Annotated in this window: 23 protein-coding genes and 3 pseudogenes; 14 read left to right on the forward strand and 12 right to left on the reverse strand. The window is 69.0% G+C overall.

Going from position 1 to position 20,549, the window contains the following annotated elements:
* Window positions 1–35 precede the first annotated feature (35 nt).
* The 4 genes and pseudogenes from ACFVV1_RS29535 to ACFVV1_RS29550 form a co-directional block, all read left to right on the forward strand.
* Window positions 36–653: a Type 1 glutamine amidotransferase-like domain-containing protein gene (locus ACFVV1_RS29535; protein ID WP_189281743.1), complete on the forward strand. Its 618-nt coding sequence runs from the start codon at window positions 36–38 to the stop codon at window positions 651–653.
* 45 nt (window positions 654–698) lie between these two features.
* Complete coding sequence (locus ACFVV1_RS29540; protein WP_327276872.1) at window positions 699–1,142, forward strand: carboxymuconolactone decarboxylase family protein; 444 nt, start codon at window positions 699–701, stop codon at window positions 1,140–1,142.
* 211 nt (window positions 1,143–1,353) lie between these two features.
* A complete protein-coding gene (locus ACFVV1_RS29545; protein ID WP_389995287.1) occupies window positions 1,354–2,286 on the forward strand; it encodes an NAD-dependent epimerase/dehydratase family protein in 933 nt (310 codons plus the stop codon).
* A gap of 14 nt (window positions 2,287–2,300) precedes the next feature.
* Window positions 2,301–2,792, forward strand: a pseudogene (locus ACFVV1_RS29550) (Tn3 family transposase); the annotation flags it as partial.
* Window positions 2,793–2,925: 133 nt separating this feature from the next.
* Here ACFVV1_RS29550 and ACFVV1_RS29555 read toward each other — a convergent pair.
* On the reverse strand, window positions 2,926–3,597 hold the full coding sequence (locus ACFVV1_RS29555; protein ID WP_389995289.1) for a response regulator: 672 nt from the start codon (window positions 3,595–3,597) through the stop codon (window positions 2,926–2,928).
* Window positions 3,594–4,769: a sensor histidine kinase gene (locus tag ACFVV1_RS29560; RefSeq protein WP_389995292.1), complete on the reverse strand. Its 1,176-nt coding sequence runs from the start codon at window positions 4,767–4,769 to the stop codon at window positions 3,594–3,596. Before ACFVV1_RS29560 ends, ACFVV1_RS29555 begins: the two co-directional genes overlap by 4 nt.
* 227 nt (window positions 4,770–4,996) lie before the next feature.
* On the opposite strand from ACFVV1_RS29560, the gene ACFVV1_RS29565 reads away from it, so the two are divergent.
* The 4 genes from ACFVV1_RS29565 to ACFVV1_RS29580 all read left to right on the forward strand — a co-directional run bounded on the left by ACFVV1_RS29565 (window position 4,997) and on the right by ACFVV1_RS29580 (window position 7,493).
* The gene (locus ACFVV1_RS29565) at window positions 4,997–5,917 is read left to right on the forward strand and encodes an ABC transporter ATP-binding protein (RefSeq protein WP_327278644.1); all 921 of its coding nucleotides are present in this window, start codon (window positions 4,997–4,999) and stop codon (window positions 5,915–5,917) included.
* Window positions 5,914–6,747, forward strand: coding sequence for an ABC transporter permease (locus ACFVV1_RS29570; protein WP_389995297.1), 834 nt, complete (start codon window positions 5,914–5,916; stop codon window positions 6,745–6,747). Before ACFVV1_RS29565 ends, ACFVV1_RS29570 begins: the two co-directional genes overlap by 4 nt.
* 180 nt (window positions 6,748–6,927) lie before the next feature.
* A complete protein-coding gene (locus tag ACFVV1_RS29575) occupies window positions 6,928–7,155 on the forward strand; it encodes a hypothetical protein (protein ID WP_189281750.1) in 228 nt (75 codons plus the stop codon).
* Window positions 7,156–7,298: 143 nt separating this feature from the next.
* Window positions 7,299–7,493 (forward strand): hypothetical protein, encoded by a 195-nt coding sequence (locus ACFVV1_RS29580; protein WP_389995300.1) that lies wholly within the window; start codon window positions 7,299–7,301, stop codon window positions 7,491–7,493.
* 141 nt (window positions 7,494–7,634) lie between these two features.
* On the opposite strand, the gene ACFVV1_RS29585 is transcribed toward ACFVV1_RS29580, so the two are convergent.
* From ACFVV1_RS29585 to ACFVV1_RS29595, 3 genes and pseudogenes are all read right to left on the reverse strand, one after another.
* A complete protein-coding gene (locus tag ACFVV1_RS29585; protein ID WP_389995368.1) occupies window positions 7,635–8,429 on the reverse strand; it encodes a hypothetical protein in 795 nt (264 codons plus the stop codon).
* A 35-nt stretch (window positions 8,430–8,464) separates the two neighbouring features.
* Window positions 8,465–8,911, reverse strand: coding sequence for a hypothetical protein (locus ACFVV1_RS29590; protein ID WP_389995377.1), 447 nt, complete (start codon window positions 8,909–8,911; stop codon window positions 8,465–8,467).
* Window positions 8,910–9,149 (reverse strand): annotated as a pseudogene (locus ACFVV1_RS29595) (hypothetical protein); the annotation flags it as partial. The gene ACFVV1_RS29590 and the pseudogene ACFVV1_RS29595, both read right to left, overlap by 2 nt.
* On the opposite strand from ACFVV1_RS29595, the gene ACFVV1_RS29600 reads away from it, so the two are divergent.
* Window positions 9,128–9,982 carry a transposase gene (locus tag ACFVV1_RS29600; protein ID WP_389995303.1) on the forward strand — a complete coding sequence of 285 codons (855 nt, stop codon included), beginning with the start codon at window positions 9,128–9,130 and terminating at the stop codon, window positions 9,980–9,982. The pseudogene ACFVV1_RS29595 and the gene ACFVV1_RS29600 sit on opposite strands and share 22 nt — an antisense overlap.
* 326 nt (window positions 9,983–10,308) lie before the next feature.
* Here ACFVV1_RS29600 and ACFVV1_RS29605 read toward each other — a convergent pair whose 3' ends face one another.
* From ACFVV1_RS29605 to ACFVV1_RS29620, 4 genes are all read right to left on the reverse strand, one after another.
* Window positions 10,309–10,812 carry a hypothetical protein gene (locus tag ACFVV1_RS29605; protein WP_389995305.1) on the reverse strand — a complete coding sequence of 168 codons (504 nt, stop codon included), beginning with the start codon at window positions 10,810–10,812 and terminating at the stop codon, window positions 10,309–10,311.
* Window positions 10,813–11,022: 210 nt separating this feature from the next.
* Window positions 11,023–11,715: an anti-sigma factor family protein gene (locus tag ACFVV1_RS29610; protein ID WP_389995308.1), complete on the reverse strand. Its 693-nt coding sequence runs from the start codon at window positions 11,713–11,715 to the stop codon at window positions 11,023–11,025.
* Entirely contained in the window at window positions 11,712–12,221 is a 510-nt protein-coding gene (locus ACFVV1_RS29615; RefSeq protein ID WP_389995311.1) for a sigma-70 family RNA polymerase sigma factor, read from the reverse strand. Before ACFVV1_RS29615 ends, ACFVV1_RS29610 begins: the two co-directional genes overlap by 4 nt.
* Window positions 12,222–13,154: 933 nt before the next feature.
* Window positions 13,155–13,292: a hypothetical protein gene (locus ACFVV1_RS29620; protein ID WP_389995314.1), complete on the reverse strand. Its 138-nt coding sequence runs from the start codon at window positions 13,290–13,292 to the stop codon at window positions 13,155–13,157.
* Window positions 13,293–13,454: 162 nt separating this feature from the next.
* Here ACFVV1_RS29620 and ACFVV1_RS29625 point away from each other — a divergent pair, with 162 nt between their 5' ends.
* Window positions 13,455–14,150, forward strand: coding sequence for a hypothetical protein (locus ACFVV1_RS29625; RefSeq protein ID WP_389995317.1), 696 nt, complete (start codon window positions 13,455–13,457; stop codon window positions 14,148–14,150).
* Window positions 14,151–14,605: 455 nt separating this feature from the next.
* Entirely contained in the window at window positions 14,606–15,868 is a 1,263-nt protein-coding gene (locus ACFVV1_RS29630) for a vanadium-dependent haloperoxidase (RefSeq protein ID WP_389995320.1), read from the forward strand.
* 135 nt (window positions 15,869–16,003) lie between these two features.
* On the opposite strand, the gene ACFVV1_RS29635 is transcribed toward ACFVV1_RS29630, so the two are convergent.
* Entirely contained in the window at window positions 16,004–16,141 is a 138-nt protein-coding gene (locus tag ACFVV1_RS29635) for a hypothetical protein (RefSeq protein ID WP_389995323.1), read from the reverse strand.
* A gap of 438 nt (window positions 16,142–16,579) precedes the next feature.
* Here ACFVV1_RS29635 and ACFVV1_RS29640 point away from each other — a divergent pair, with 438 nt between their 5' ends.
* Window positions 16,580–16,918, forward strand: a complete 339-nt coding sequence (locus tag ACFVV1_RS29640) for a hypothetical protein (RefSeq protein ID WP_389995325.1) — start codon at window positions 16,580–16,582, stop codon at window positions 16,916–16,918.
* A gap of 123 nt (window positions 16,919–17,041) precedes the next feature.
* On the opposite strand, the gene ACFVV1_RS29645 is transcribed toward ACFVV1_RS29640, so the two are convergent.
* On the reverse strand, window positions 17,042–17,464 hold the full coding sequence (locus ACFVV1_RS29645; RefSeq protein WP_389995328.1) for a hypothetical protein: 423 nt from the start codon (window positions 17,462–17,464) through the stop codon (window positions 17,042–17,044).
* Window positions 17,461–18,290 (reverse strand): annotated as a pseudogene (locus ACFVV1_RS29650) (IS5 family transposase). Before ACFVV1_RS29650 ends, ACFVV1_RS29645 begins: the two are co-directional and overlap by 4 nt.
* Window positions 18,291–18,354: 64 nt before the next feature.
* Between ACFVV1_RS29650 and ACFVV1_RS29655 the strand changes: the two are divergent.
* Window positions 18,355–19,203, forward strand: a complete 849-nt coding sequence (locus ACFVV1_RS29655; protein ID WP_389995331.1) for an alpha/beta fold hydrolase — start codon at window positions 18,355–18,357, stop codon at window positions 19,201–19,203.
* A gap of 223 nt (window positions 19,204–19,426) precedes the next feature.
* Window positions 19,427–20,416, forward strand: a complete 990-nt coding sequence (locus ACFVV1_RS29660) for a hypothetical protein (RefSeq protein WP_389995333.1) — start codon at window positions 19,427–19,429, stop codon at window positions 20,414–20,416.
* Window positions 20,417–20,549 lie beyond the last annotated feature (133 nt).

Below are 20,549 nucleotides of genomic sequence, written 5' to 3' on the forward strand. Positions count from 1 at the left end.
TCCCCTGTGCCCCTCCTTGTCACGAGAGCAGGACCATGCGTTTGTTCCTTTCCTCCTGGAAACTCGGGGACGCCCCCGAGCTGCTGGACGACCTCGTCAAAGGTGCCCGGACTGCAGCCGTCGTCGGCAACGCGCTGGACGCCCTTCCCGCCCCGCAGAGACAGCAGGCCACCGGCCGCGAGGTCGCGATGCTGCGTGACCGTGGCTACCAGGCAACCGAGGTGGACCTGCGGGACCACTTCGATGATGCGGGCACACTCGCCGAGCGTCTGTCCGGCTTCGGCGTCGTCTGGGTCCATGGCGGCAACCCGTTCGTCCTGCGGCTGGCCATGGCCCTCAGCGGTGCCGACAAGACCCTGACCGGCATGCTGCGCCGCGACGCCCTCGTCTACGCCGGTTGGAGCGCGGGCGCCTGCGTCCTGTCGCCCAGCCTGCGCGGTCTCGAACTCGTCGACGACCCCGCCGACGCCGTCACCGCCTACGGCCTGCCGACGCTCTGGGACGGCCTCGGCCTCCTGGACTACGCCTTCGTTCCCCACTACCGCTCACCGGTCCCCGAGAGCGAGCCGATCGAGCACGTCGTGGAGCGCTACGACCGCGAAGGAGTGCCCTACCGCGCCTTCCGCGACGGCGAGGTCACCATCGTCGACTGACCGTCGACCGCTGCAGGCCGACAACCCCACTCGAAGGAGAATTCCGTGACGTCTGTACGACTTCAGGTAGACAAGCTTGCCCCGCACATCAACCGCGCACTCAATGCGCTCGACGCGGCCTCCCGGAAGGTCAGCCTGGAGCCCGCGCTGCTGGAACTGGTGCGGTCACGCGTCTCTCAACTCAACGGCTGCGCCTACTGCGTCGATCTGCACACCCGGGACGCACGTACGGCAGGCGAGACCGAGCAGCGCCTCTACGCCCTGCCCGTGTGGCGCGAGACCCCGTTCTTCACCGACCGCGAACGGGCTGCCTTGGAGCTGGCCGAGGCGGCCACCCGTCTCACCGAAGGCCCTGTCACCGACGAGGTCTACGGCCGGGCGGCTGCCGAGTTCACCGAGGTCGAACTCGCCGAGCTGATCTGGACCATCACCGTGATCAACGCCTGGAACCGGCTCGGCGCCACCGCCCGGCCCTGGCCGCTCGACTGACCGAGGTCACGACCGGGCCAATGAGCGGTCGGCACAAGCCGCGCGGTCCACGGGCCCCTTGGCCATCAACGGCCGGGCCCCGGTCGAAAGCTCTCCGGTCCGTGTCGTCCGGAAGGTGGCCGGGGTCTGCCGCCACATGACCGTGCACGTGCAAGAGACGCACAGTCCCCTCCCTGTCCCCCCTTCCCCGTCCTTGAATTGGAGTCCTCACATGCGCGTCTTCGTCACCGGGGCCACCGGCTACATCGGAGGTTCGGTCGCTGATCTGCTGCTGCGCTCCGGACACCGGGTCGAGGGGCTCGTCCGTACCGAGGACAAAGCCCGTGAGCTGAAGCGGCGAGGCATCACCCCCGTCCTCGGTACGCTTGACGACGGCGCGCTGCTCACCGCGCGTGCCCGCGAGGCCGACGCCGTCGTCAACGCCGCCAGCAGCGACCACCGGGGCGCCGTCGAGGCACTCGTCGAAGGACTGGCGGGCACCGGCCGCGCACTGGTGCACACCAGCGGTTCCAGCATCGTCAGCACCGACTCGCGCGGTGCTGCCGCGGATGAGGTGTTCACCGAGGAAATCGTCGCCCCCGGGTCGAGCTGGCGCCCCGTCGAAGAGAAGGCCGACCGTGTCGCCCTCGACCGTTTCGTCCTGGACGCGGCGGGCAGCGGCGTGCGGTCGGTCATACTGTGCAACTCCCTCGTCTACGGACACGGCCGGGGCATGGCCCACGACAGCGTGCAGATCCCCGTGCTCGCCCGGCAAGCTCGCGCCAGCGGTGTCGTGCGGTACGTGGAAGCGGGCCGCAACATCTGGTCGACCGTGCACATAGACGACATGGCCGACCTCTACCTGCGCGCCCTCACCGACGCCTCGGCCGGATCCTTCTACTTCGTCGAGAACGGTGAGGCGTCGTTCGCCGACATCTCCGCCTCGCTCGCCTCGGCACTCGGCCTGGGCCCCGCCGAGTCCTGGGACGCGGACACCGCCGTCGCCTACTGGGGGCACGAACTCGCCTTGTACGTGCTCGCCTCCAACAGCCGCGTACGAAGCAGGGGTGCCCGACTGGGCTGGCGTCCGGCCCACCCTTCTGTCCTCGACTGGATCGAGAGGGACTACCTGTGTCAATCCCACCGAACTGTGGAGATCATCTAAGCGGCCAGCCCCAGCGGATGTTCGGCCGCGAGGGGCATCCCACACCGCTGGGGCAGGCGTTCGCCGAATACGGGCGCATCGCCAAGACCCTGCACCTGCTCGCCGTCGTCGACCCGGTCGACGACACCTACCGGCGCCAGATGCACAAGCAGCTCACCGTCCAGGAGTCCCGCCACAAGCTCGCCCGCGACATCTGCCACGGCAAGAAGGGCACCATCCACCAGACATACCGGGACGGGACGGAGGACCAGCTTGGCTCACTCGGCCTCGTGCTGAACGCGGTAGTCCTCTGGACGACCCGCTATATCGATGCTGCGGTCGCCCAACTCCGTGCCGAAGGCCACGAGATCCGGGACGAGGACGCCGCGCGCTTGTCCCCGCTCAAGCACAAGAATCTGAACTGCCTGGGCCGCTACAACTTCACCGCCTCCCAGCCGGTCGACGGGCTGCGGCCGCTGCGCGACCCGGACGCCGTCAACCTCGACGATGACGACGGAGAGGACTGAGCCAGGCCGGGACCGGCCAGTCCTGTTTACAGCCGCACTGGGTGGCGTGGTAGCGGCTGCTCCGTCGGCGGCTCGTACACGAGACGAGCGACAGGGCATCTCCGAGACCAGACCCTGGGGGCCGGGGACGCCATCAGCGAGGCAGCGTGACGAGCCCCGTCTCGTAGGCGGTGATGACGAGCTGGACGCGGTCCCGGGCGCCCAGTTTGGTGAGCAGGCGAGAGACGTGCGACTTGGCGGTGGCCACCGTGATGAAGAGGTCCTCCGCGATCTCGGTGTTCGACCGGCCGCGTCCGACCAGGGTCAGGACTTCCCGTTCCCGCTCGGTGATGCCCTCGACCAGCCGTGGGGAGCGTGCCGGGGCGGCTTCGGGGCGCCCGGCGAACTCCGCGATCAGACGACGCGTGACACCCGGGGCGATCAGCGCGTCGCCGGCGGCGACCACACGGATCGCCGCGAGGATGTCGTCGAGCGCCATGTCCTTGACCATGAAGCCGCTCGCTCCGGCCCGGAGCGCACCGTAGACGTGGTCGTCCTCGTCGAAGGTGGTCAGGACGAGGACGCGGGCGGTCGCCGGACCGGCGGTGATCAGTCGAGTGGCCTCGATCCCGTCCATGCCGGGCATCCGGATGTCCATCACCACGACGTCGGGGCATAGGTCCCCGACCAGTTGGACCGCCTCGGCGCCGGTGGACGCCTCGCCGACGACCTCCAGGTCGGGGTGGTCGGCCGTGATCACGCGCAGGCCGGACCGCACCAGCGGCTGGTCGTCGACGAGCAGGACGCGTACGGGACTGCCGGTCATCGGGCCTGCACCGGAACTACGGCGGCGTCGCGCAGGGGCAGCCGCGCCGCCACCCGGAAGCCGCCCTCGGGACGCGGCCCGGCGCTGAGGCGGCCGTGCAGCAGAGCGACCCGCTCGCGCATGCCCACGATGCCGAAGCCGTGGGCCGGGCCGTCCTCGGTGGCGCCGCGCCCGTCGTCGACGATTTCCACGGATAGTTCCCCGTCCCCGTACTCGATGGTCACCCGGCAGTGTCCGGTGCCCGCGTGGCGGACCACATTGGTCAGCGCCTCCTGGACGATACGGTAGGCCGACAGGTCGATGTCGGCGGGCAGCGGGCGCTGTTCCCCGCCGCGGCGCACGTCGACGCGTACGCCGGCGTCCGCCGTCGTCGCCGCCAGCCGTTCGAGGTCCGCCAGACCGGGCGAAGGCGTGAGAGGCGCCCGCCCCGAAACCTCTGCGTCCGGGTCTGCCTGACGGAGTGCCACCAGCGTGCGCCGCAGGCCCGACAAGGTCTCTCTGCTGGTGGCTTCGATGGCTCGCAGCGCCTCGTGGGCCTCCGCGGGCTGTGTCCGGATGACCCGGCTTCCCACCCCGGCCTGGATGGCGATGATGCCGATGCTGTGCGCGACCATGTCGTGCAACTCCCGCGCAATCCGCAGCCGTTCGGCGATGACGGCCTCGGCCACCTCCTGCGCGCGCAGCGCCACCGCGTGCTCGCGGCGCTCGCGGCTCAGCAGACCGGCCGTGCAGGCCGCAGCCATCGCCAGGAGGGTGATCACGAGGTTGACGGTCAGGCTGTCGCCGTGCGCGAAGCCGCCGACGAGCAGGAGCTGGACGACGAGGGATGCGGCCGCAGCGACGGTCGAAGCCCGCCGCGCGCGGGTGGCGACGATGTAGCCCAGGACGAGGTCCACCGCCAGATACGACAAGAACTGGCCCTGGTACGAAGCCGACAGATCCACGCCGGCGGAGCTTGGGGGACCCACCACCACGGCCGTGGATCCGAAGAGCGCCATGGTCAGGGCCAGGACCGGCCCGCGTCGCAGGACGCCGACGAGCAGGCTCGCCGCCAGCAGTGCCCCGATGCCGTGGACCGTGCCCGAAGCCCGCGGCGTGCCTCCCATGAGCAGACCCACCGCGAGGAGGTACAGAACACCCCCCACCCAGGCCATGACCTTCGTTCTCGTCATCGGCGGTGTGCCCTCTCGAGGCGGTGTGCCCACTCAAGAGAAAGGTCATACCCTGCGACGCGCGCAGGCAACGGGGTGGTCGGGATGTCGTTCATCCCGCGAGGCTATCCAGCCGCCGACTCTGCGGCATCGGCCCGTGGGCGTACGCCCACGGGCGAAGGCGGCCGCAGGTGATTGCCGCCCACGGCCCCATGACCGGACGGGGCCCTCCCGGCAGGGTTGTCCATGTGATCGAAGTCAACGAACTCACCAAGCGCTACGACGGCAAGACCGCCGTCGACCAGCTGTCCTTCACCGTGCGGCCGGGCCAGGTCACCGGCTTCCTCGGCCCCAACGGAGCCGGCAAGTCCACCACCCTGCGGATGATCCTCGGCCTGGAAGCCCCCACCTCGGGCACCGCCACCGTCAGCGGAGTCCCCTTCCGCAGCCACGCCCGGGGACTGCGGCACGTCGGCGCCCTCCTCGACGCGGGCCAGGTCCACGGCGGACGCACCGCCACGGCCCACCTGTCCGCCCTGGCCCGCAGCAACGGGATCTCCCCGCGCCGTGTGGACGAGGTCCTGTACGAAGTGGGATTGACCGACGCGGCGAACCGCCGCATCGGCGGGTTCTCGCTCGGCATGAAGCAGCGCCTCGGAGTGGCCACCGCCCTGCTCGGCGACCCGCCGGTGCTGATGTTCGACGAACCGGTCAACGGCATGGACCCGGAGGGCGTGCTCTGGATGCGCCGCCTCTTCCAGCGCCTCGCGGCCGAGGGCCGCACGGTCTTCCTCTCCAGCCACCTCATGTCGGAGATGGAGAACACCGCCGACCAGCTCGTCGTCATCGGCAGGGGCCGGCTCATCGCCGCCGAATCGGTACGGGACTTCGCGGCCCGCAGCACCGGCCTCGGAGTGGTGGTGGGCACGCGGCAGGCAGCCGAGCTGACGACGGTGCTGACCGCCGCCGGCGCATCGGTCGAGCCGGAGGGATCGGCGGGCGCCGAGAAGCTCGCCGTGACCGGACTGCCAACGGACCGGATCGCCGCGCTCGCCTTCGAGAACGGGATCCTGTTGAACGAGCTGACCTCCCGAACCGCCTCGCTGGAGGAGGCCTTCATGGAACTCACCGCCGACAGCGTCGAATACCAGGCAGGACAGCCCCGATGACCACACACGCCTCCGCCCTCGCGACCACTTCGGCCGCGTCCCTCGCCGAGCCGCCCGCCCGCTTCCGCGACCTGATCGCCTCCGAGTGGATCAAGATGCGGTCCCTGCGCTCCACCCCGTGGGCCCTCGCCTTCATCACCCTGTTCGTCATCGGGTCCGGCGCCGTGGCCACACTGGCGGACAAGGCCGCAGGCTCCGAACCCGGTAGTTTCCTGGCCTACGACGCCTTCCCGTCGACCGGTTACATGACGCTGATGCTCGTCGCCGGCAGCATGGGCGCCCTCACAGTCGTGAGCGAGTACAGCAGCGGGCTGATCCGCACCACCACCGTGGCCGTCCCCGCCCGTGGTGCGGTGGTGCTGGCCAAGGCAGTTGTCACCGCCGTGCTGTGGACCGCGGTCGGCACGGCCGCCTCCATCGGATCCTTCCTGGTCTCCCAGGCCATCCTGGACGGGCACGATGCCAGTGTTCCGATCACCCACTCCGACGTGTTCCGGCCGCTGGTGGCATCCGCGTTGCTGGCTCCGGTGTGTGCCTTGGTCGGTCTGGGCCTCGGCGTTCTGCTCCGGCATGCCGCCGGGACCATGCTCACCAGCGTCTTCACCCTGCTGATGCTGCCCACCATGTTCTCGGAGAGCAACCGCTGGTCGGCGGACGTCAAACACACGATGGTGTCGGCCGCCTGGACTCGTCTGGTCCAAACTTGGGAGCCGGATCCCGGATCCCTGGGCTACACCGCCACGCTCCCCGGCTCCTGGATCGTGTACGCCCTCTGGCCACTGGCCGCGGTCGCCCTCGCCGTGCTCGTCGTGAGGCGCCGTGACGTGTGAGCGTGCCTCCAGGCACGAACATCGCGCCCTGGAGGCAGGATCCGGACGCTCCCCGGTCAAGGTTCATGGACACAGGTCAGCTGTGCCGGTGCTCTCCGCACGCAACTGCATCCTTTGGCCTACTGCGATTTCGGCCCTGTGAAGGACGATCCTGCGGCACCGCTGCGAGAAGGTTGAGCCGTGCGAACAACCATCGGATACACCGCCGAAAGCATCGGTTACGTCGTAGGAGCCCAGGGGCTTGTCAGCTTCGCTTCGCAGACCTTCTTCGGTACAGAGTGGGGCTGGATGCACAAGGTCGTCGACCTTCCATCCACCGCTTACCTCGGCATCCTCGCCGTGGGGCTGGCGCTCATCGTCGGCGGGGTGAAGACCCGGAAGACGCCCCAGCGCCAGAAGGTCGCCTGACCGGCGGACCTTTCAGCTCGTAATGAGCTGGGGCGAGTGTGACGGTTCCCGCGTGCGGCGGGTGGGTTACTGCTCGGTGGCCTGGTCAGGGTTGCCCATGTCCTCCCACTTCACTCCGTGGCCGGGCGGGCCGCTGGGTGCGCATGAGCATCGAATACGCACCGGACCACGGCTACGGGCTGCTGCTGGGAGGGGTGTCCCGGGATCCCGCGATGACGATCGGCACCGCCGAGGAGTTGAGGTCGGCCAGCGACATCGCGTATCGCGGGCCGCCTTCGACGGTGTCGAGGAGCGCGCGGTCCTTCGCGGAGTGCGCGAGGTTGTTCGTCGTCGAGTAGTGGGTGATGGCCTCGCGGGCCTCGGCCGGGGTGAGAGCCGGGGCAGAGGGCGGTGGTGATCAGCGGAACGGTGCGGCGAGCGGGACGGATGAGGGCTCCATGTGCTGGGGGCGATGGGCGCAGTCGCGAAAGGCGGTTGGCCTACTGGTGACGGGCGCCTGCGGAAGCGCTGGTGGTCGAGGGGGAGGCCGGTTGCGCGGTTGTGGTGGACGGCGGAGCGAGGCGTGTTGCGGTGTGGCGACGGAGGTTCACGCCGAGGCCCTGGGCGGCGAGATTCCGGGTCAAGGCTTGGACGCGCAGTGCGCGGCCGTCCTCGCCGTACGCGGCGGGCAGAAGGAAAGCCGCCTGGTGGGGGTGGTACTGGAAGCCGTGGGCGAACAGCGCCATGCGGACGTCCCGTGGCACGCTTTCGTACGGCACTCCGAGGGCTCCGTCGCCGTAGTAGGTCAGGGTGAGGACCTGGGAGACCTGCGGTGGGGCAGGCCGGCGCGGGGGCTCGGGCTGGGACGCCGCGTTGTGAAGCACCTCGTGCAGAGCCTGCTCGTAGCGGGGCAGTACCCGGCGGGTGACGCGGGCAGCGGCCCGTGCAGGGTCGTTGGGGATGGCGATGCCGCTGGGTTCCTCGACACCGTAGAAGTGGTGGGGCTTGAGATCGTCGCCTTCGGGCTCGAGTGGGGCGACGACGAACTGGTGGGGGTACAGGGGCCGGTGGGTGACGTAGAGCCGCTCGCCTTCGGGCCCGTGGAGGACGGCGTCGTGGGGGAGGACGTACGTGCTGACGACGTAGTCGACGTGCCCGGCGTCCCAGAGCTGGTTGGTTGTGCGGTACTGGTCCTCGTACGAGGTGTGGTGCTGGTACGTGCTGGTCCAGGGCCCGGGCAGGCGGGCGGCCAGACCGGTGGCGAAGGCGGACAGGTCGGTGCGTGGCGTGGGCATGGGCTCCTGATGGCGAGGGGGCTGGGATTGCGGCGTCAGCGTGTGTGCCGCTGGAGAGTCGGAAGAGCAGGCACGGGCAGACGTGGCGCGTGGGCCGGGGATGCTGTCGGCCGGTGAGGCTGCGGGGGAGCGGTGAGTGCTCGCATCCGGTCCTCGGCCACGTGCAGGGTCTCCCCGAGGTTCCGGATCTCGGCAGCCGCGTCGGCGAGGTCGTACGAGAGGTCGAACCCGTCGTCCTCCTCGGCTTCCTTGGCTTTCTCGCCCGCTGCTTCGAGCAGCTCCCCCAGTCGCTCCAGCAGGCCGTGGGTCGGTTCCAGAATCTGGCGCAGCAGCCCGGCAGCCTCCGCGTACGTTGCGTTTCCGTTGAGCCGGTCCGTGAGGGCGAGGAGCGCATCGCCGCAGACGTACGCGGTGGAGCGGTCCACGCCAGCGGCCGGGTTGAGGGGCGGGCCTGCCGTCTGGGCGACGTCGGCGTGGTCCAAAGGCCGTCGCGATCCCGACGCCGGACCCGGCGGCGAGCTGGGCATAGGTGTCCCCGCAGAGCAGGTGGCCCAGGACCAGCAGGGCCTGCCGGCCCGGCGTGAGCCGCCGCCAACGCGTGCCGATCCCGTGCCGGTGTGCGGACAGCTCGCGCGAGAGGTGCCGCAGGCTCGCGGTGGACAGATCGATCGAATGGGGTTTCCCCTGCTCGAACGGAGTTGAGAGCTTGGGGAAGGGCAGACAAGCAGACGAAGCTCCTGGCAGACACGGGTGATCTTGGTCGAGAATCTCGTCTGCCAGGAGCTTCACCAGTTCGTACAGCCCGCCAGCACCATCAGGTTGGAAAGGGCTCATGGTCGTGGTCCGCGCGGACTCGGCGTTCTTTTTCCCACAAGGTCGTCGCCACCTGCCGACGCCATCAGGCCCGTTTCTCCCTCGCCGTCGCCCAGCGTAAGAAGGTCCGCGAGCTCATCGCCACCATCGCGGAGGACGCCTGGACGCCGATCAAGTACCCCAAGGCGATCTGGGACAAGGACGAGCGCTGGATCTCCGACGCCGAGGTCGAGTACACCGCCTTCACCGGCAAGGCCAAGAAGTACCGGGCCACCGCCCGGCTCCTGGTCCGCCGCGTCAGAAGGTTGAACAACGCCCACGTCCCGGACGGGCAGGGCGAGTTGTTCAGGACCTACCGCTTCCACGCGGCCCTCACCGACACCCCGTTCCCGCTCGTGGAGGCGGAGAAGATCCACCGCGCTCACGCTGTCGTCGAGCAGGTCTTCGCTGATCTTGAAGACTCGACGCTCGGGCACCTGCCGTCGGGGAAGTTCACCGCGAACGCCGCCTGGCTCACCCTGGCCGCGCTCGCCCACAACCTCACCCGTGCCCTCGGCACGCTCGCCTCCGTGTTCCACGCCAAGGCCCGCACCGACACCATCCGCTGCCAACTGGTGGCCATTCCCGCCCGATTGGCTGCCGGAGCCCGCACCCTGACTTTCCACCTGCCCGAGCACTGGCCCTGGCAGGACGCCTTCACCGCCCTGTGGACAGCCGTCGGCTGCCGCCTGCGCACCTGACCGGAAAGCTGACCCATCCGCCCACTGCACGGGGCGCCAACCCTGATAAGGGCACCTCTCCCACCTGGGACGACGTCCACAAGGAGCTGTGCGACGTCATCGTGACCAGCATGATCCGTGTTCCCCGCCAGGGACACGGTCGTCCGCGGCGCACTTCCGCCGGCGTCGGCGCCTCAAGGCGTACGGCAACCGCGAGATCCGGGCCTGTCTGCGGCGTCGTGGCATCCAGCATGTGACCCCGGAGAAGATCAACCACAAGGCCGCCCGCATGCGCCGGGGTTCACGCGGCGGACGGCCTCTCACCGGTTGCGCGCCGAGATCTACGATCAAGCCTTCGGCGTCTTGATCTCGGTTCCCTGGGGGGTGAGGGTGTGCCAGATTCCCTTCATTGCCTGGCCCTTGGTGTCGCCGGCTGCTTGGTCGCCCGCGAAGAGGTAGACCGGGTGATTCTTGATGGTGAGCTGCTTGGTGCCGTCCTTGCGCGTGACCGAGCCGAGCAGGCTGGGGTCGATGCCCTTGACGTTGGTGGTGGCCGGGACCGCCGGCCACTTGGCGGCACAGTCCGCGTAGCAGTTCGACATCGCAGGACTTGTGGTGTCCTTGTCGAACGCGTACAGGGTATGGCCCGCCTCGTTGACGATGATGGTGCCCAGCGTCGGCGACGACGACGTGCTCACCGCCCCGGCAGCGGCGGCGGCAGCGGCATCCGGCGAAGCCGGTGCGGATGCTGCGGTGGTTGTGCTGCTGTCGCCGGAGGAGCAGGCGGTTGCCAGGGCAGCGACGGCGAGCATGATGGCCGCGGCAGATGCGACGCGGGTGTGAATCTTCATCGGTGTAACCCTTTCAATAGGGAGTAGGAATTGCGGTGAGGTGGCTTGAGCGCGGTGCCGCGCCCGGTTGCCCCTCGTCGCACGTGGTGGGGCAACTGCTCTGCAGGGCAACGACGTCAGGTCAGTGGCGTGTCGCCCCGCGTCAGGGCAGGCGGGACCATTCCGTGGGCCCGGCAGTGGAGCGGTCCGCGGGATGGTGGTCGAGGCAGGTCAGAGTGGTCGGGTCGTGGCGACCAGGCGTCCCGCATGGTCCATCACGGAGATGGATCGGATGTCGGGAAGGTGCAGGGCACTCGCCCCCGTCACGGCGGCGCTGCCGTTGGGAGTGATCGCCCAGGTGGCCGCCTGCTCCTTGCGGCCGTCTACCGAGGAGACCTGGAGGGTGAAGGGTCCTGGTGCTTTTGCGGGCAGGTCGGCCAGGGTGACGCTCACCGCAGTGCCCCAGGGCTTGGCCGTGAGCGTGGCACGGCCGGACACGGAGTACCCGGCGGCTGAGGTGAAGGCCGTGGCCGGGCCGGTCGAGTGCCGGAACGGCAGCATCGACCCCAGTCCGAGCCCGGCAACCACGATCAGGGCCGCAGCCAATGCCAGCCACTGCCGACGAGCCCGGCGCCTGCGTGCGACATCGGCGGCGCGGACCTGCTCCAGCAGGCGGTCGAGCCCGGCCGACGAAGCCGGAGGTGCCGCGTCGGTGTCGGCCTCGCGCCTGGCCTGGGGACGGGGCTCGGACATGCCCGGGGCACGGCGGAGCAGTCCCGCCAGCGGGGCCGAGTGCGCGAGCTCGTCACGGCATTCCTGGCACGTGGGCAGGTGGGACTCCAGGACACGGCGGTCGGTCTCGCTGAGACCGCCGAGCACATACGCGCCGATCAGCATGCGCACGTCATCGTGGTCGGTGCTCACCGCAGAACTCCCATTTCTTCAAAGGCTGCGCGCAGGTTGCGTACGGCATAGTAGGCGCGGGACTTGACCGTCCCCTCCGGGATCGTGAGCCGTGACGCGGACTCGGCGACGGTCAGCCCCTCGAAGTACAGCGCCTGGATCACGTCACGATGCTCGCTGGACAAGCGTTCCAACGCTGCGGTAATCACGTGCCCCTCCAGCGCCGCCTCCACGTCATCGGCAGAAGGCACAGCCGCGAGTGCCTCGTTGTCGTAGAGCGGTTCCGGACGCCGCTGCTCAGCGCGCCAGCCGTCAGTGAGCACGTTGCGGGCGATCGTAAAGAGATAGGAGCGGATGGTGACGTGGCGTGGCTCAATCTTGTCGATGCTGCGCCACGCCCGCAGAAGCGCCTCCTGCACGACGTCCTCCGCCTGCTCAGGACTGCGCACATACCTGCGCACGAAGGAGAGCAGCACATCGTGGTGCTCGGTGTACAACGCAGTCATCAACTGCTCGTCCGGCGTCACGCTCGATGTCCTCGTCTCGCAGGCTGGGGTCGCTTGGAGCATCGCCGGGCCCGGGCTGCAGGTGGTGGACAGTCCGCGCCCCGGGGAGGCGCGGAACCAGATCCGATCCATCCGACTCACTTCCATACCTGACCGCACCGGCCGCGCCGTCATCGAAGATGGCTGCGACATGCGGTTTCTCGTGTCCTGAGGCACTGATCGTGTGCCCTTGCGGCTACGTATACGACGAGCCGGCGGATTAAGTTCACCCGCAGGCAGCGGACGAACTCAGGTTCTCGCCGTCCGCTGGAGCGAAGGCCCGTCGGCGCTCTTTGTAGCAGGGGGGTGCACGGGTGTGCTGACACGGAGCCGCCGTTGAGACCACGGGCGCGCTGGACGGCATCCTCGTCCCCGCAGCCTTGACGGACGCCGGACGATCCAACCCTGTGCTGCTGGATCCGGCAATCTGGCAGGTTGGGGCCGGTCGGCGCAGGGTGACGGGCCCAGGATTCGAACGCGATCGGCGGGCTGCTTCCTCGTTGTCACCACGGAACTGGTCGAGGTTTCCCCTAGATGCGGAGGGAGTCGACAGCGGGTCAGGTGGCTCTCGTGAAACGAACTGTGACCATGGCTGCTCCCAATAAGTATCCACCGGAGTTGCGTGAGCGTGCGGTGCGGATGTATCGCACCATCGAGCCAAAGCCCCAGATCAAGCGCCTGGCGCTCGAGTCGGACGTGCATCCAGGCCCTGCCCGGCTGGATCCGCCAGGCCGAGGCCGAGGCCGAGGCCGGCGCGCGACGACCGGCCTATGGCTGCCCCGGCGCTTTGCCCGCGAGCGGGGCAAATCCGACCCGATCGACGCTGAGTCCGTCGCCCGGGTCGCCCTGCGGGAGCCCGACCTGCCATGAACTGTTGCAGGCACTGGCAGTCGACGCCCAGCCGCTCGCCATTGACTACATCGACTTGCGCCTTCGGCCCAGCAGCAGACCGCGCAGGTAGCTCACGCACTTGCCCTGCTGGTCCGAGCGCCGCAGGGGAGCGAACACCTCGGCCGCGAACGCCTCCAGCTCATCGCGTGAACGGCCCAGCACGTCCGGAGCCATACGGACAAAGAACCGCCGGAACACAACCGTGACCAGCCTTCGGCGCGCGCCACCCAACAGAGCATTACTGGTCGACCTGCGGATTGAACCGGGTGCCGCAGGTGGTCGTACACATGACCGCAAGCCTCCCAACACTCAGGAGAACAAGTCATGAGGAAGAAGAAGCTCGGCTGGACCCTCGGCGCGGGTGCGGCCATGATCCTCGGCCTGGGCGCCGCGGCCTCCGGGCTGTCCAGCGCGAACGCATCGAGCCAGGACACGTCCGCCTCCACCAAAACGCACCCGGTCAAGGTAGAGGTCTTCGCGCCCAAGCGTGGGGACAACGCGGGTGTGGAGGGCAAGGGCTGGTTCGTGGACCTGAAGCTCTCCTTCCGGGGCAAGGCCCTGGCCCAGACCGGCTTCAACGGGCTCCAGCTCACCGGCCCGGCCGCGCACAACAACATCGCCCCCTTCCCCGGCACGTTCTCCACCGGCCAGGACGACAAGATCCCTGGACTGGTCGTGCTGGACTCCACCACCAACAGCACCCTCCCCGGCTTCTCCGGGCCCGGCACCAACCTGGCCAACCTGTTCAACCTCTCCGGCGTCACCAACCGCACCCCGCACAAGACCGAACTGTGGGACACCTGGATCGTCGGCGCCCCCATCGCGGGGCAGAATGTCGACACCACCCTGACCGTGGCCGTCGTCGACGACCTCAACCACGACGGCATCTACAACGACGCACCCGGCGTCGTGAAGGATCTCAACGGCGATGGGAAGATCGACGCCAAGGACCTGGGTCTGATCGGCGTCGCCTCCAACATCGTCACCGTCCCCTTCCACATCAACGCCGACCCCGCCTGAACCCCGTCAGGCCAGGAGGGCGCCGCTGCTGGGCCCGTGAACGCCTGCGCGTGTGCCGAGTGCGCGCCGGCGCTGATGAGACGGAGCGACGACGATGCCGTCTCGCCCGTCTTCGTCTGCTGCTCCGTACGCGGTCCCCTGCTGACACCCGTCACTCGGCCGCAGATATGCCTGGGCACTTCCTGGGCTCGCCGGCTCCCCGGATACATCATTGCCGGCGCACGCCCGGCCACGCCGAAGACCGCCCCTGCCCGCAGTGGCATCCCTGGCCGCGGGCAGGGCGTCCGGTCCGACACGCCACCGTGCTCCGCAGGTTCCCGGGCCAAGGCCCCACGGCTTCGTCCGGGAACCCGCTGGGGCCAGTGCAAGGTCTCAGTTCTCCACGTCCCGTCGCACATGACTGCCGGACGGGCGTGCCGACACCCGCCCCCACCCCACCATGAGGAGCTACTCCCATGAACTCCCCGAAGACCCGTGTGGCCCTGGTGGCCTCCATGGCACTGCTGGTCGCCTCCGGCGCAGCGCCGAGCATCGCCGCCACCCCTGCGCCTGGGCACGGTCGCACATCCGTGGCGCTCGCCTGGTACGACACCACAGCCGAGACGATCGCGACGGCTGGCTCATCACTCCCTCCGGTGACCAACAGTCGTACCTGGGCGGTCAGTTGGATCGCGGCGGCGCGGGCCCTGCGACACGTGCCCTCTGGGGTCGACCGTAGGCACTACCAGGATGCGGCGCTGGCCGCCGCGGTGCACCGCGCCCTGGTGGAGCTGGTGCCCACCCGTGCCCCGGAGCTGGATGCCGCCCTGCAGCAGACCCTGGATCAGATCCCCGACGGCCCGGCCGAGACCTTGGGCGCCACAGCCGGCGAACGCCAGGCGTTGGAGGTCCTGCACGACCGTGAGGGAGACGGCCTCGATGCGGCCTCGGTGAACACCCCGTTCACCGTGCCGCCGGCCGCGCCAGGCGTCTGGCAACCCACCCCGCCCGCATTCGCCCCCGCCATCCAGAACGGCAGCCGGTTCGCCCAGCCCTTCCTGCTGAACAGCGCCAGCCAGTTTCGACTGCCCGCGCCTCCCGCTCCGACGTCCAAGCGGTACCAGACCGACCTGAAGGAGGTTCGAGACTTCGGCGACCTGAACAGCACCATGCGCACCGCGCGGCAGACCGACACGGCCAACTTCTGGTTCGACTCCTCGCCGGCCCTGTGGACCAAACCGATTCGCGTCGCGCTTGCCGCCACCTCCCACCAGCCGCTGCGCAAGCAGGCCGAACTCGTCGCCCTGACCAACGCCACGCTGGTGGACACCCAGATCGCCACCTCCGACAGCAAGTACACCTACCCGCTGTGGCGCCCCGTCACCGCGATCCGAACCGGCGTCGGCGAGATCCCTGCCGACCCGTCATGGACCCCACTGCACACCACCCCGGCGCACCCGGACTACCCCAGCGGCCACAACACCTACGCAGGCGCGACGGAAACCGTTCTCACCGCCCTCGTAGGACCGCGCACGGCCCCGTTCACCCTGACCAGCGGTACCGCACCAGGCGTCGTCCGCACCTACACCGCGTGGCACCAGCTCACGCTGGAGAACATGGACGCGCGGGTCTGGCTGGGCATCCACACCCGACTCGCGGACGAGGCCGGGGTCACACTGGGTACCGATGTCGCCAGGTACGGTCTGAACCACGCCCAGTCGCTGTTCCAGGAACACTGAATCGGCCAGGCGAACACCGCCTCGACTGCGCGCAAGCCCCTGTTCCGCTGCCAGTTGCCCGTGGACCTCGCCCGGCCAGAGGCTGGGCGGGGTCCACCGTGAATCGCTCCTGACCGGCCGCCTTGGACGACTTCATCACTCCGCATTGCGTTCGAGCACGCCGATGGCGTGGGCGACGGCTTCAACGGCGACCCACGTGGCGCGGCGGGGTGTCCCGGCGGCCAGCTTGTCGCCGCTCCTGTCGACGGCGTTCTTGTAGTGCAGGCCGTGCATCAGCCACAGACCGCTCTTAGAGGGCGGTAAGTGACTCAATGCCCGTTTCGGGGGTTTCGTTGGGTGAGGCGAGCTGGTCGCGGAGGCGCGGGGTGCCCTATGGCTGGTCCTGAGTGAACAATCCGGGATCGGTCTCGGTGAGGATACGGCGGGCGACGAGGCGCTTGAGCTTGGAGCGGACGCCTTCGACGTTCTTTGGCAGTAGCCCGAGTTCAAGGGCTTCACGCAGGTTACGGGTTCGCAGGGACGGTTTCCTGTCTGCGACGACCGCCAAGCGCCGGGGGGATAGAGGGGTGCCCGGGCAGGGCCGGTTCGGATTTGTCCGGGGAGTCGTCGTCGAGATCGTCAGCCATAGCGGTGCGAGGGTGATGCGGACGTGGTCGAGTGCCCGTGTAAAAGATCGTCAATTTGTTCTATCTCTATGGAACGATCACCGGCATGGAGATCCTTCGGTATGTGTTCCTTGTCTTCCACCTCTTCGGGTTCGCCGCGCTCCTGGGGGGCATCTTCTTCCAGCTGCGAGGGAAGGACCCGGTGACTGGCAGTTACATGCTGAGCAGCGCGGTCGTCCAGCTGGTCACCGGTGCGGGACTCATCTGGACCCGAATATCCCTCGACCTGCCGGTGGTTCACGCGAAGATGGGGGTGAAACTGGCCCTGGACATCCTGGTGGCGGTGACAGCGCTGGTGGGCATGCGCAACAAGCAAGCGTGGGCCTTCTATGCCGTGGGGGCGTTCACGGCGGCCGCAGCCATCGTGGCCGTCGTGTGGAAGTAGTCCCCCAGCGGGCCCGGGCGCACATTCGGAGCACGAACACGCCTCAGAGGGCGGTATGAGACCTGATGCCCGATTCTTCGTTTCGTGTGGGGCGATCGGGCGGGTCGTGACGAAGTCGGTCGACTACGGCCGGGGCAGGGTGAACAAGCCTGGCTCGGTCTCGGCCATGATTCCCCGGTCGGCCAGCCGTTTGAGCTTCAGGCGGACGTTGTTGATGTTGTTGGGCGCGACCGGCAGGTCCATCGCCTCACAGACCTGCCGCGCCCGCAGCGGATGGTCGGTCGCGGTGAACACCGCCATGATCTGCTGGTAGGCCGGATGATCCGGCAGCTTCAGTGCCGGCGGCGCGGGCGGTTGTGGCTCGGGCAGCTCCATCAGCGTCTTGCGGGTGACCCGGACTTCCTCGGCGGCCCGGGCGAGTTCGTCGAGCCGGGCGGTCAGCTGCGTGATCTGCTCCCGCACCGCCTCGGCCTGTGCGGTGATCTCGCCTTCCCGCTCCTCCAGCCGTGCCAGCACCGCGCCGAGCGTCAGCTCCCCGCCGGTCATGCGGTGCGCCAAGCCGGCACGGCCGCCCCGGTCAACCGGCGCACTATCACCGCGGTCATCGCCCAGTACACCCGCGACTCCGAACTACGGGGCAGATGCTCGTAATCGCGCACCAGCCTGCGGTGCAGCATCAAGATCCCATAGGCGCGCTCCACGACCCACCGCTTGGCCTGCGGAACGAACCCAGTCTGCGCGGGGTTGCGCGCCACGACCTCCACCTCGATGCCCACCTTCTCCCCGTGCGCGACGACGGCGTTCTTGAAGCCCTGATCGACCAGGGCTTTCTCCACGGCGTCGGTGTCGGCGGCGACCCTGTCCAGCAACGCGATCCCGACGGCGTTCTCATGCGCCGACGCCGCCATCACGACCACCGCGATCACCAACCCCAGAACGTCAACGGCCAGGCCGCGCTTGCGGCCCGGTACTTTTTTGCCGGATCGCACCCCGTCGACTCCGCGGGCACCCCGGCCGCCGCGTGCACGCTCTGGGTATCGAGCACCACCAGGCTCGGGTCCGCCTTCCGGCGTGCCATCTCCCGCACCTGCCAGCGCAACAGGTCGTGAACGGTCTGGTCGATGCCCTCGTCGCGCCAGAGGTAGAAGTAGTACTTCACCGCGCCGGGCGGCGGGAAGTCGTGTGGGAGCAGCTCCCACTGACAACCCGTTCGCCCCTGATAGAGCAGCGTGTTGACGATCTCCCGCATCTCGTACCGGCCCTGATGGCCGCTGACCGAGGGATGGACGGCTTTCCACGCGACGATCACCGGCTCTACCAGCGCCCATTGCTCGTCGCTCAGATCGGTCTTGTAGGGCGTGCGCTCGCTCACGGTGCCCAGCCCAACATGCCCATGGCCGCCGACCGGCCGGGATGCCGCACCGCCACACATTCAGGTGACGACAAAACTCCTATGCACTCACATACCGCCCTCTGAGGGGTTTCAGCGCGTCAAAGCCGACGACATCGATATTGCCTACGTTGAGTCCGGCCAGGGTGAGCCGCTGGTTCTGTTGCATGGCGGGGAGAGCCATAGGGGGAAGTTTGATGCCTTTCGCCCCTTGTTAGGCGCTGGAATCCGGGCTATCAGCTTCGACCAGCGTGACACCGGCGACACACTCAACGGGCCCGATCCGTACGACATCGTTCGGCAAGCTGCTGACTGCGCCGACTTCCTTGCCGCGCTGGGATTTGAGCGCGCGCATGTTATGGGAGTGTCGTACGGCGGAGCGATCGCCATGCACCTGGCGATCCACTACCCCCAGCGGGTCGCGTCTCTCATACTGTCAGGCGCCACCCCGAGCTGGACCATGACCGAGAGCTTTGGTGACCGCATCGTCGCCATGGGGCCGGACGCGCGGGCGCAGTTCGTGCTGGACCTGCTCCTCACACCCGAGGGGCAGGCGAACGACCCGCAGCTCGTCGCCGACACCAAGCGCGCCCTGCGGGGGCGTCCCGCAGACGCCGACGCACGCCGCATGACAGCGATTCAGAACCACGACTGCACTGCCCGGCTGCATGAAATCACGGCTCCTACTCTCGTGCTGCATGGCGCGGAGGACCCCATCGTCCGCGCTCAGGTCGCCGAACTCATGGCATCGGAGATCCCTGGCGCACGTCTGGTGATCCTGCCGCGTACTCGGCACGGCATCACCTTCGAGGCCCGTGAGCAGGCCGCACGCCTGGCGCGCGAGTTCGTGCTGAGCCATGCCGTGGGTACAGTCAGCACCGGAAACGGAGGCTGACAGGAGCGGTCACTGCGCCCGGTCGGACGTCGTTGCGGTTGGCGGAAGCCGAGTTGGCGCTGTATCGGCCTTGCGCGGCCTCCCGACGTGCCCGACGTGCCTCACGGAGCACGGACCACTTGGCGAAGGGGCGGATGATCCGGCGGCGGGCCGCCCGCAGGCTGGACACCAATCCCTCACCGCACCTGATCAGCGACGACAACATCGACAGGGTCGTCACCGATTGGCGCCGCATTGCCCTGGCCCGACTGCTGCCCGAAGACCCGCACGCGCGCAGATCGAGGCAGCCCTGGAGGGCATCACCAAGAAGTACGTCACCAAGCACGGGCGTCTGCCCGACGAGCGCGGCCGCCACGGACTCGGGTGGTGGGCGGCGCAGGACACCCGCCCGGAGAAGAAGACTCCGAAGCCGCTTCGGGAGCAGCGGGTGTGGTGGCGCATCTCCGGGCTGCTGAACTTCGGGCACCGGGTGGTCGACGGGTTGCTGGAGCGGTGCAGGGCCGCCGGGGCGGTGATCCGGGAGCGGGTGGGTCCGCTGGTGGACACCGCGCTCGCCGCCGTCGACGTCGCCGCCATCGTCTACACCGTGCGCCGCACCTTCGCCCGCCGCCACGTCCTGGCCGAAGCCCGCCGGCACCTCATGGAGACTCTGCGCGGCCGCGCCTTCCCGCCCGGCCTGGACGACTACATCGCCGACCGCGCCCTGACCCACCACGGACGCCAGCTCACCGTGCCCCAGGAAGGCCGCCGGACCCCGGCGCCGGACCAGCTCACCTACACCGCCGACTTCCCCTGGCCCGCCCGCTGGTGGATCGCCGGCACCGACGGCAAACCGCCGCGGGCGTCGACCCGGTACGAGCGAGCCCGGGTTGCCAGCTTTGCCCTGCAGAATGCGATCCGCGCCGCCCGTGCTGCGCCCGCCGCCGCGCGGGACGGAGCTCCGGCCGCGACCGCGTCGGCCGCCGCGCGCACCGGCGACCACGACCACAACCACGACCAGGCGGAGACCGCGCCGCACGCCGTCGACCACCCGGACCGGGACGCCGCCCTCACCCCAGGGCAGCGGGCCGCCGCCGTCCACGCCCACCAGCAGGCCGCGATGCCGGAGCTACTGGAGGGCCGTACGACCGACCCGGCGACGTGGCTACACACCCCGGAGAACCTCGGCAGGCTCGCCACCGCATCTCGGGGGAACCTCAAACGGGCACGCTGACACCTGATACGGATCTTCCCCGGCCCCCCACGGACGGGGCTCGTGTGGCATTCTGTTGGCTCCACGATGTGATCGGTGTCGGCGCGTGCGCTTGCCGTTCGGCACACAAGAATTTCGTACGAACCCAAGAGTT

Origin of the sequence: Streptomyces sp. NPDC058092, from assembly GCF_042884935.1 — a bacterium.
Classification (GTDB): domain Bacteria; phylum Actinomycetota; class Actinomycetes; order Streptomycetales; family Streptomycetaceae; genus Streptomyces.

What these genes read in the sequence shown, in the direction of transcription:
- ACFVV1_RS29535 (WP_189281743.1), top strand. Translation starts at nt 36, where the DNA reads ATGCGTTTGTTCCTTTCCTCCTGGAAACTCGGGGACGCCCCCGAGCTG.
- ACFVV1_RS29545 (WP_389995287.1), top strand. Translation starts at nt 1,354, where the DNA reads ATGCGCGTCTTCGTCACCGGGGCCACCGGCTACATCGGAGGTTCGGTC.
- ACFVV1_RS29555 (WP_389995289.1), bottom strand. Translation starts at nt 3,597, where the DNA reads ATGACCGGCAGTCCCGTACGCGTCCTGCTCGTCGACGACCAGCCGCTG.
- ACFVV1_RS29560 (WP_389995292.1), bottom strand. Translation starts at nt 4,769, where the DNA reads ATGACGAGAACGAAGGTCATGGCCTGGGTGGGGGGTGTTCTGTACCTC.
- ACFVV1_RS29570 (WP_389995297.1), top strand. Translation starts at nt 5,914, where the DNA reads ATGACCACACACGCCTCCGCCCTCGCGACCACTTCGGCCGCGTCCCTC.
- ACFVV1_RS29580 (WP_389995300.1), top strand. Translation starts at nt 7,299, where the DNA reads ATGAGCATCGAATACGCACCGGACCACGGCTACGGGCTGCTGCTGGGA.
- ACFVV1_RS29585 (WP_389995368.1), bottom strand. Translation starts at nt 8,429, where the DNA reads ATGCCCACGCCACGCACCGACCTGTCCGCCTTCGCCACCGGTCTGGCC.
- ACFVV1_RS29605 (WP_389995305.1), bottom strand. Translation starts at nt 10,812, where the DNA reads ATGAAGATTCACACCCGCGTCGCATCTGCCGCGGCCATCATGCTCGCC.
- ACFVV1_RS29625 (WP_389995317.1), top strand. Translation starts at nt 13,455, where the DNA reads ATGAGGAAGAAGAAGCTCGGCTGGACCCTCGGCGCGGGTGCGGCCATG.
- ACFVV1_RS29630 (WP_389995320.1), top strand. Translation starts at nt 14,606, where the DNA reads ATGAACTCCCCGAAGACCCGTGTGGCCCTGGTGGCCTCCATGGCACTG.
- ACFVV1_RS29635 (WP_389995323.1), bottom strand. Translation starts at nt 16,141, where the DNA reads ATGCACGGCCTGCACTACAAGAACGCCGTCGACAGGAGCGGCGACAAG.
- ACFVV1_RS29640 (WP_389995325.1), top strand. Translation starts at nt 16,580, where the DNA reads ATGGAGATCCTTCGGTATGTGTTCCTTGTCTTCCACCTCTTCGGGTTC.
- ACFVV1_RS29645 (WP_389995328.1), bottom strand. Translation starts at nt 17,464, where the DNA reads ATGACCGGCGGGGAGCTGACGCTCGGCGCGGTGCTGGCACGGCTGGAG.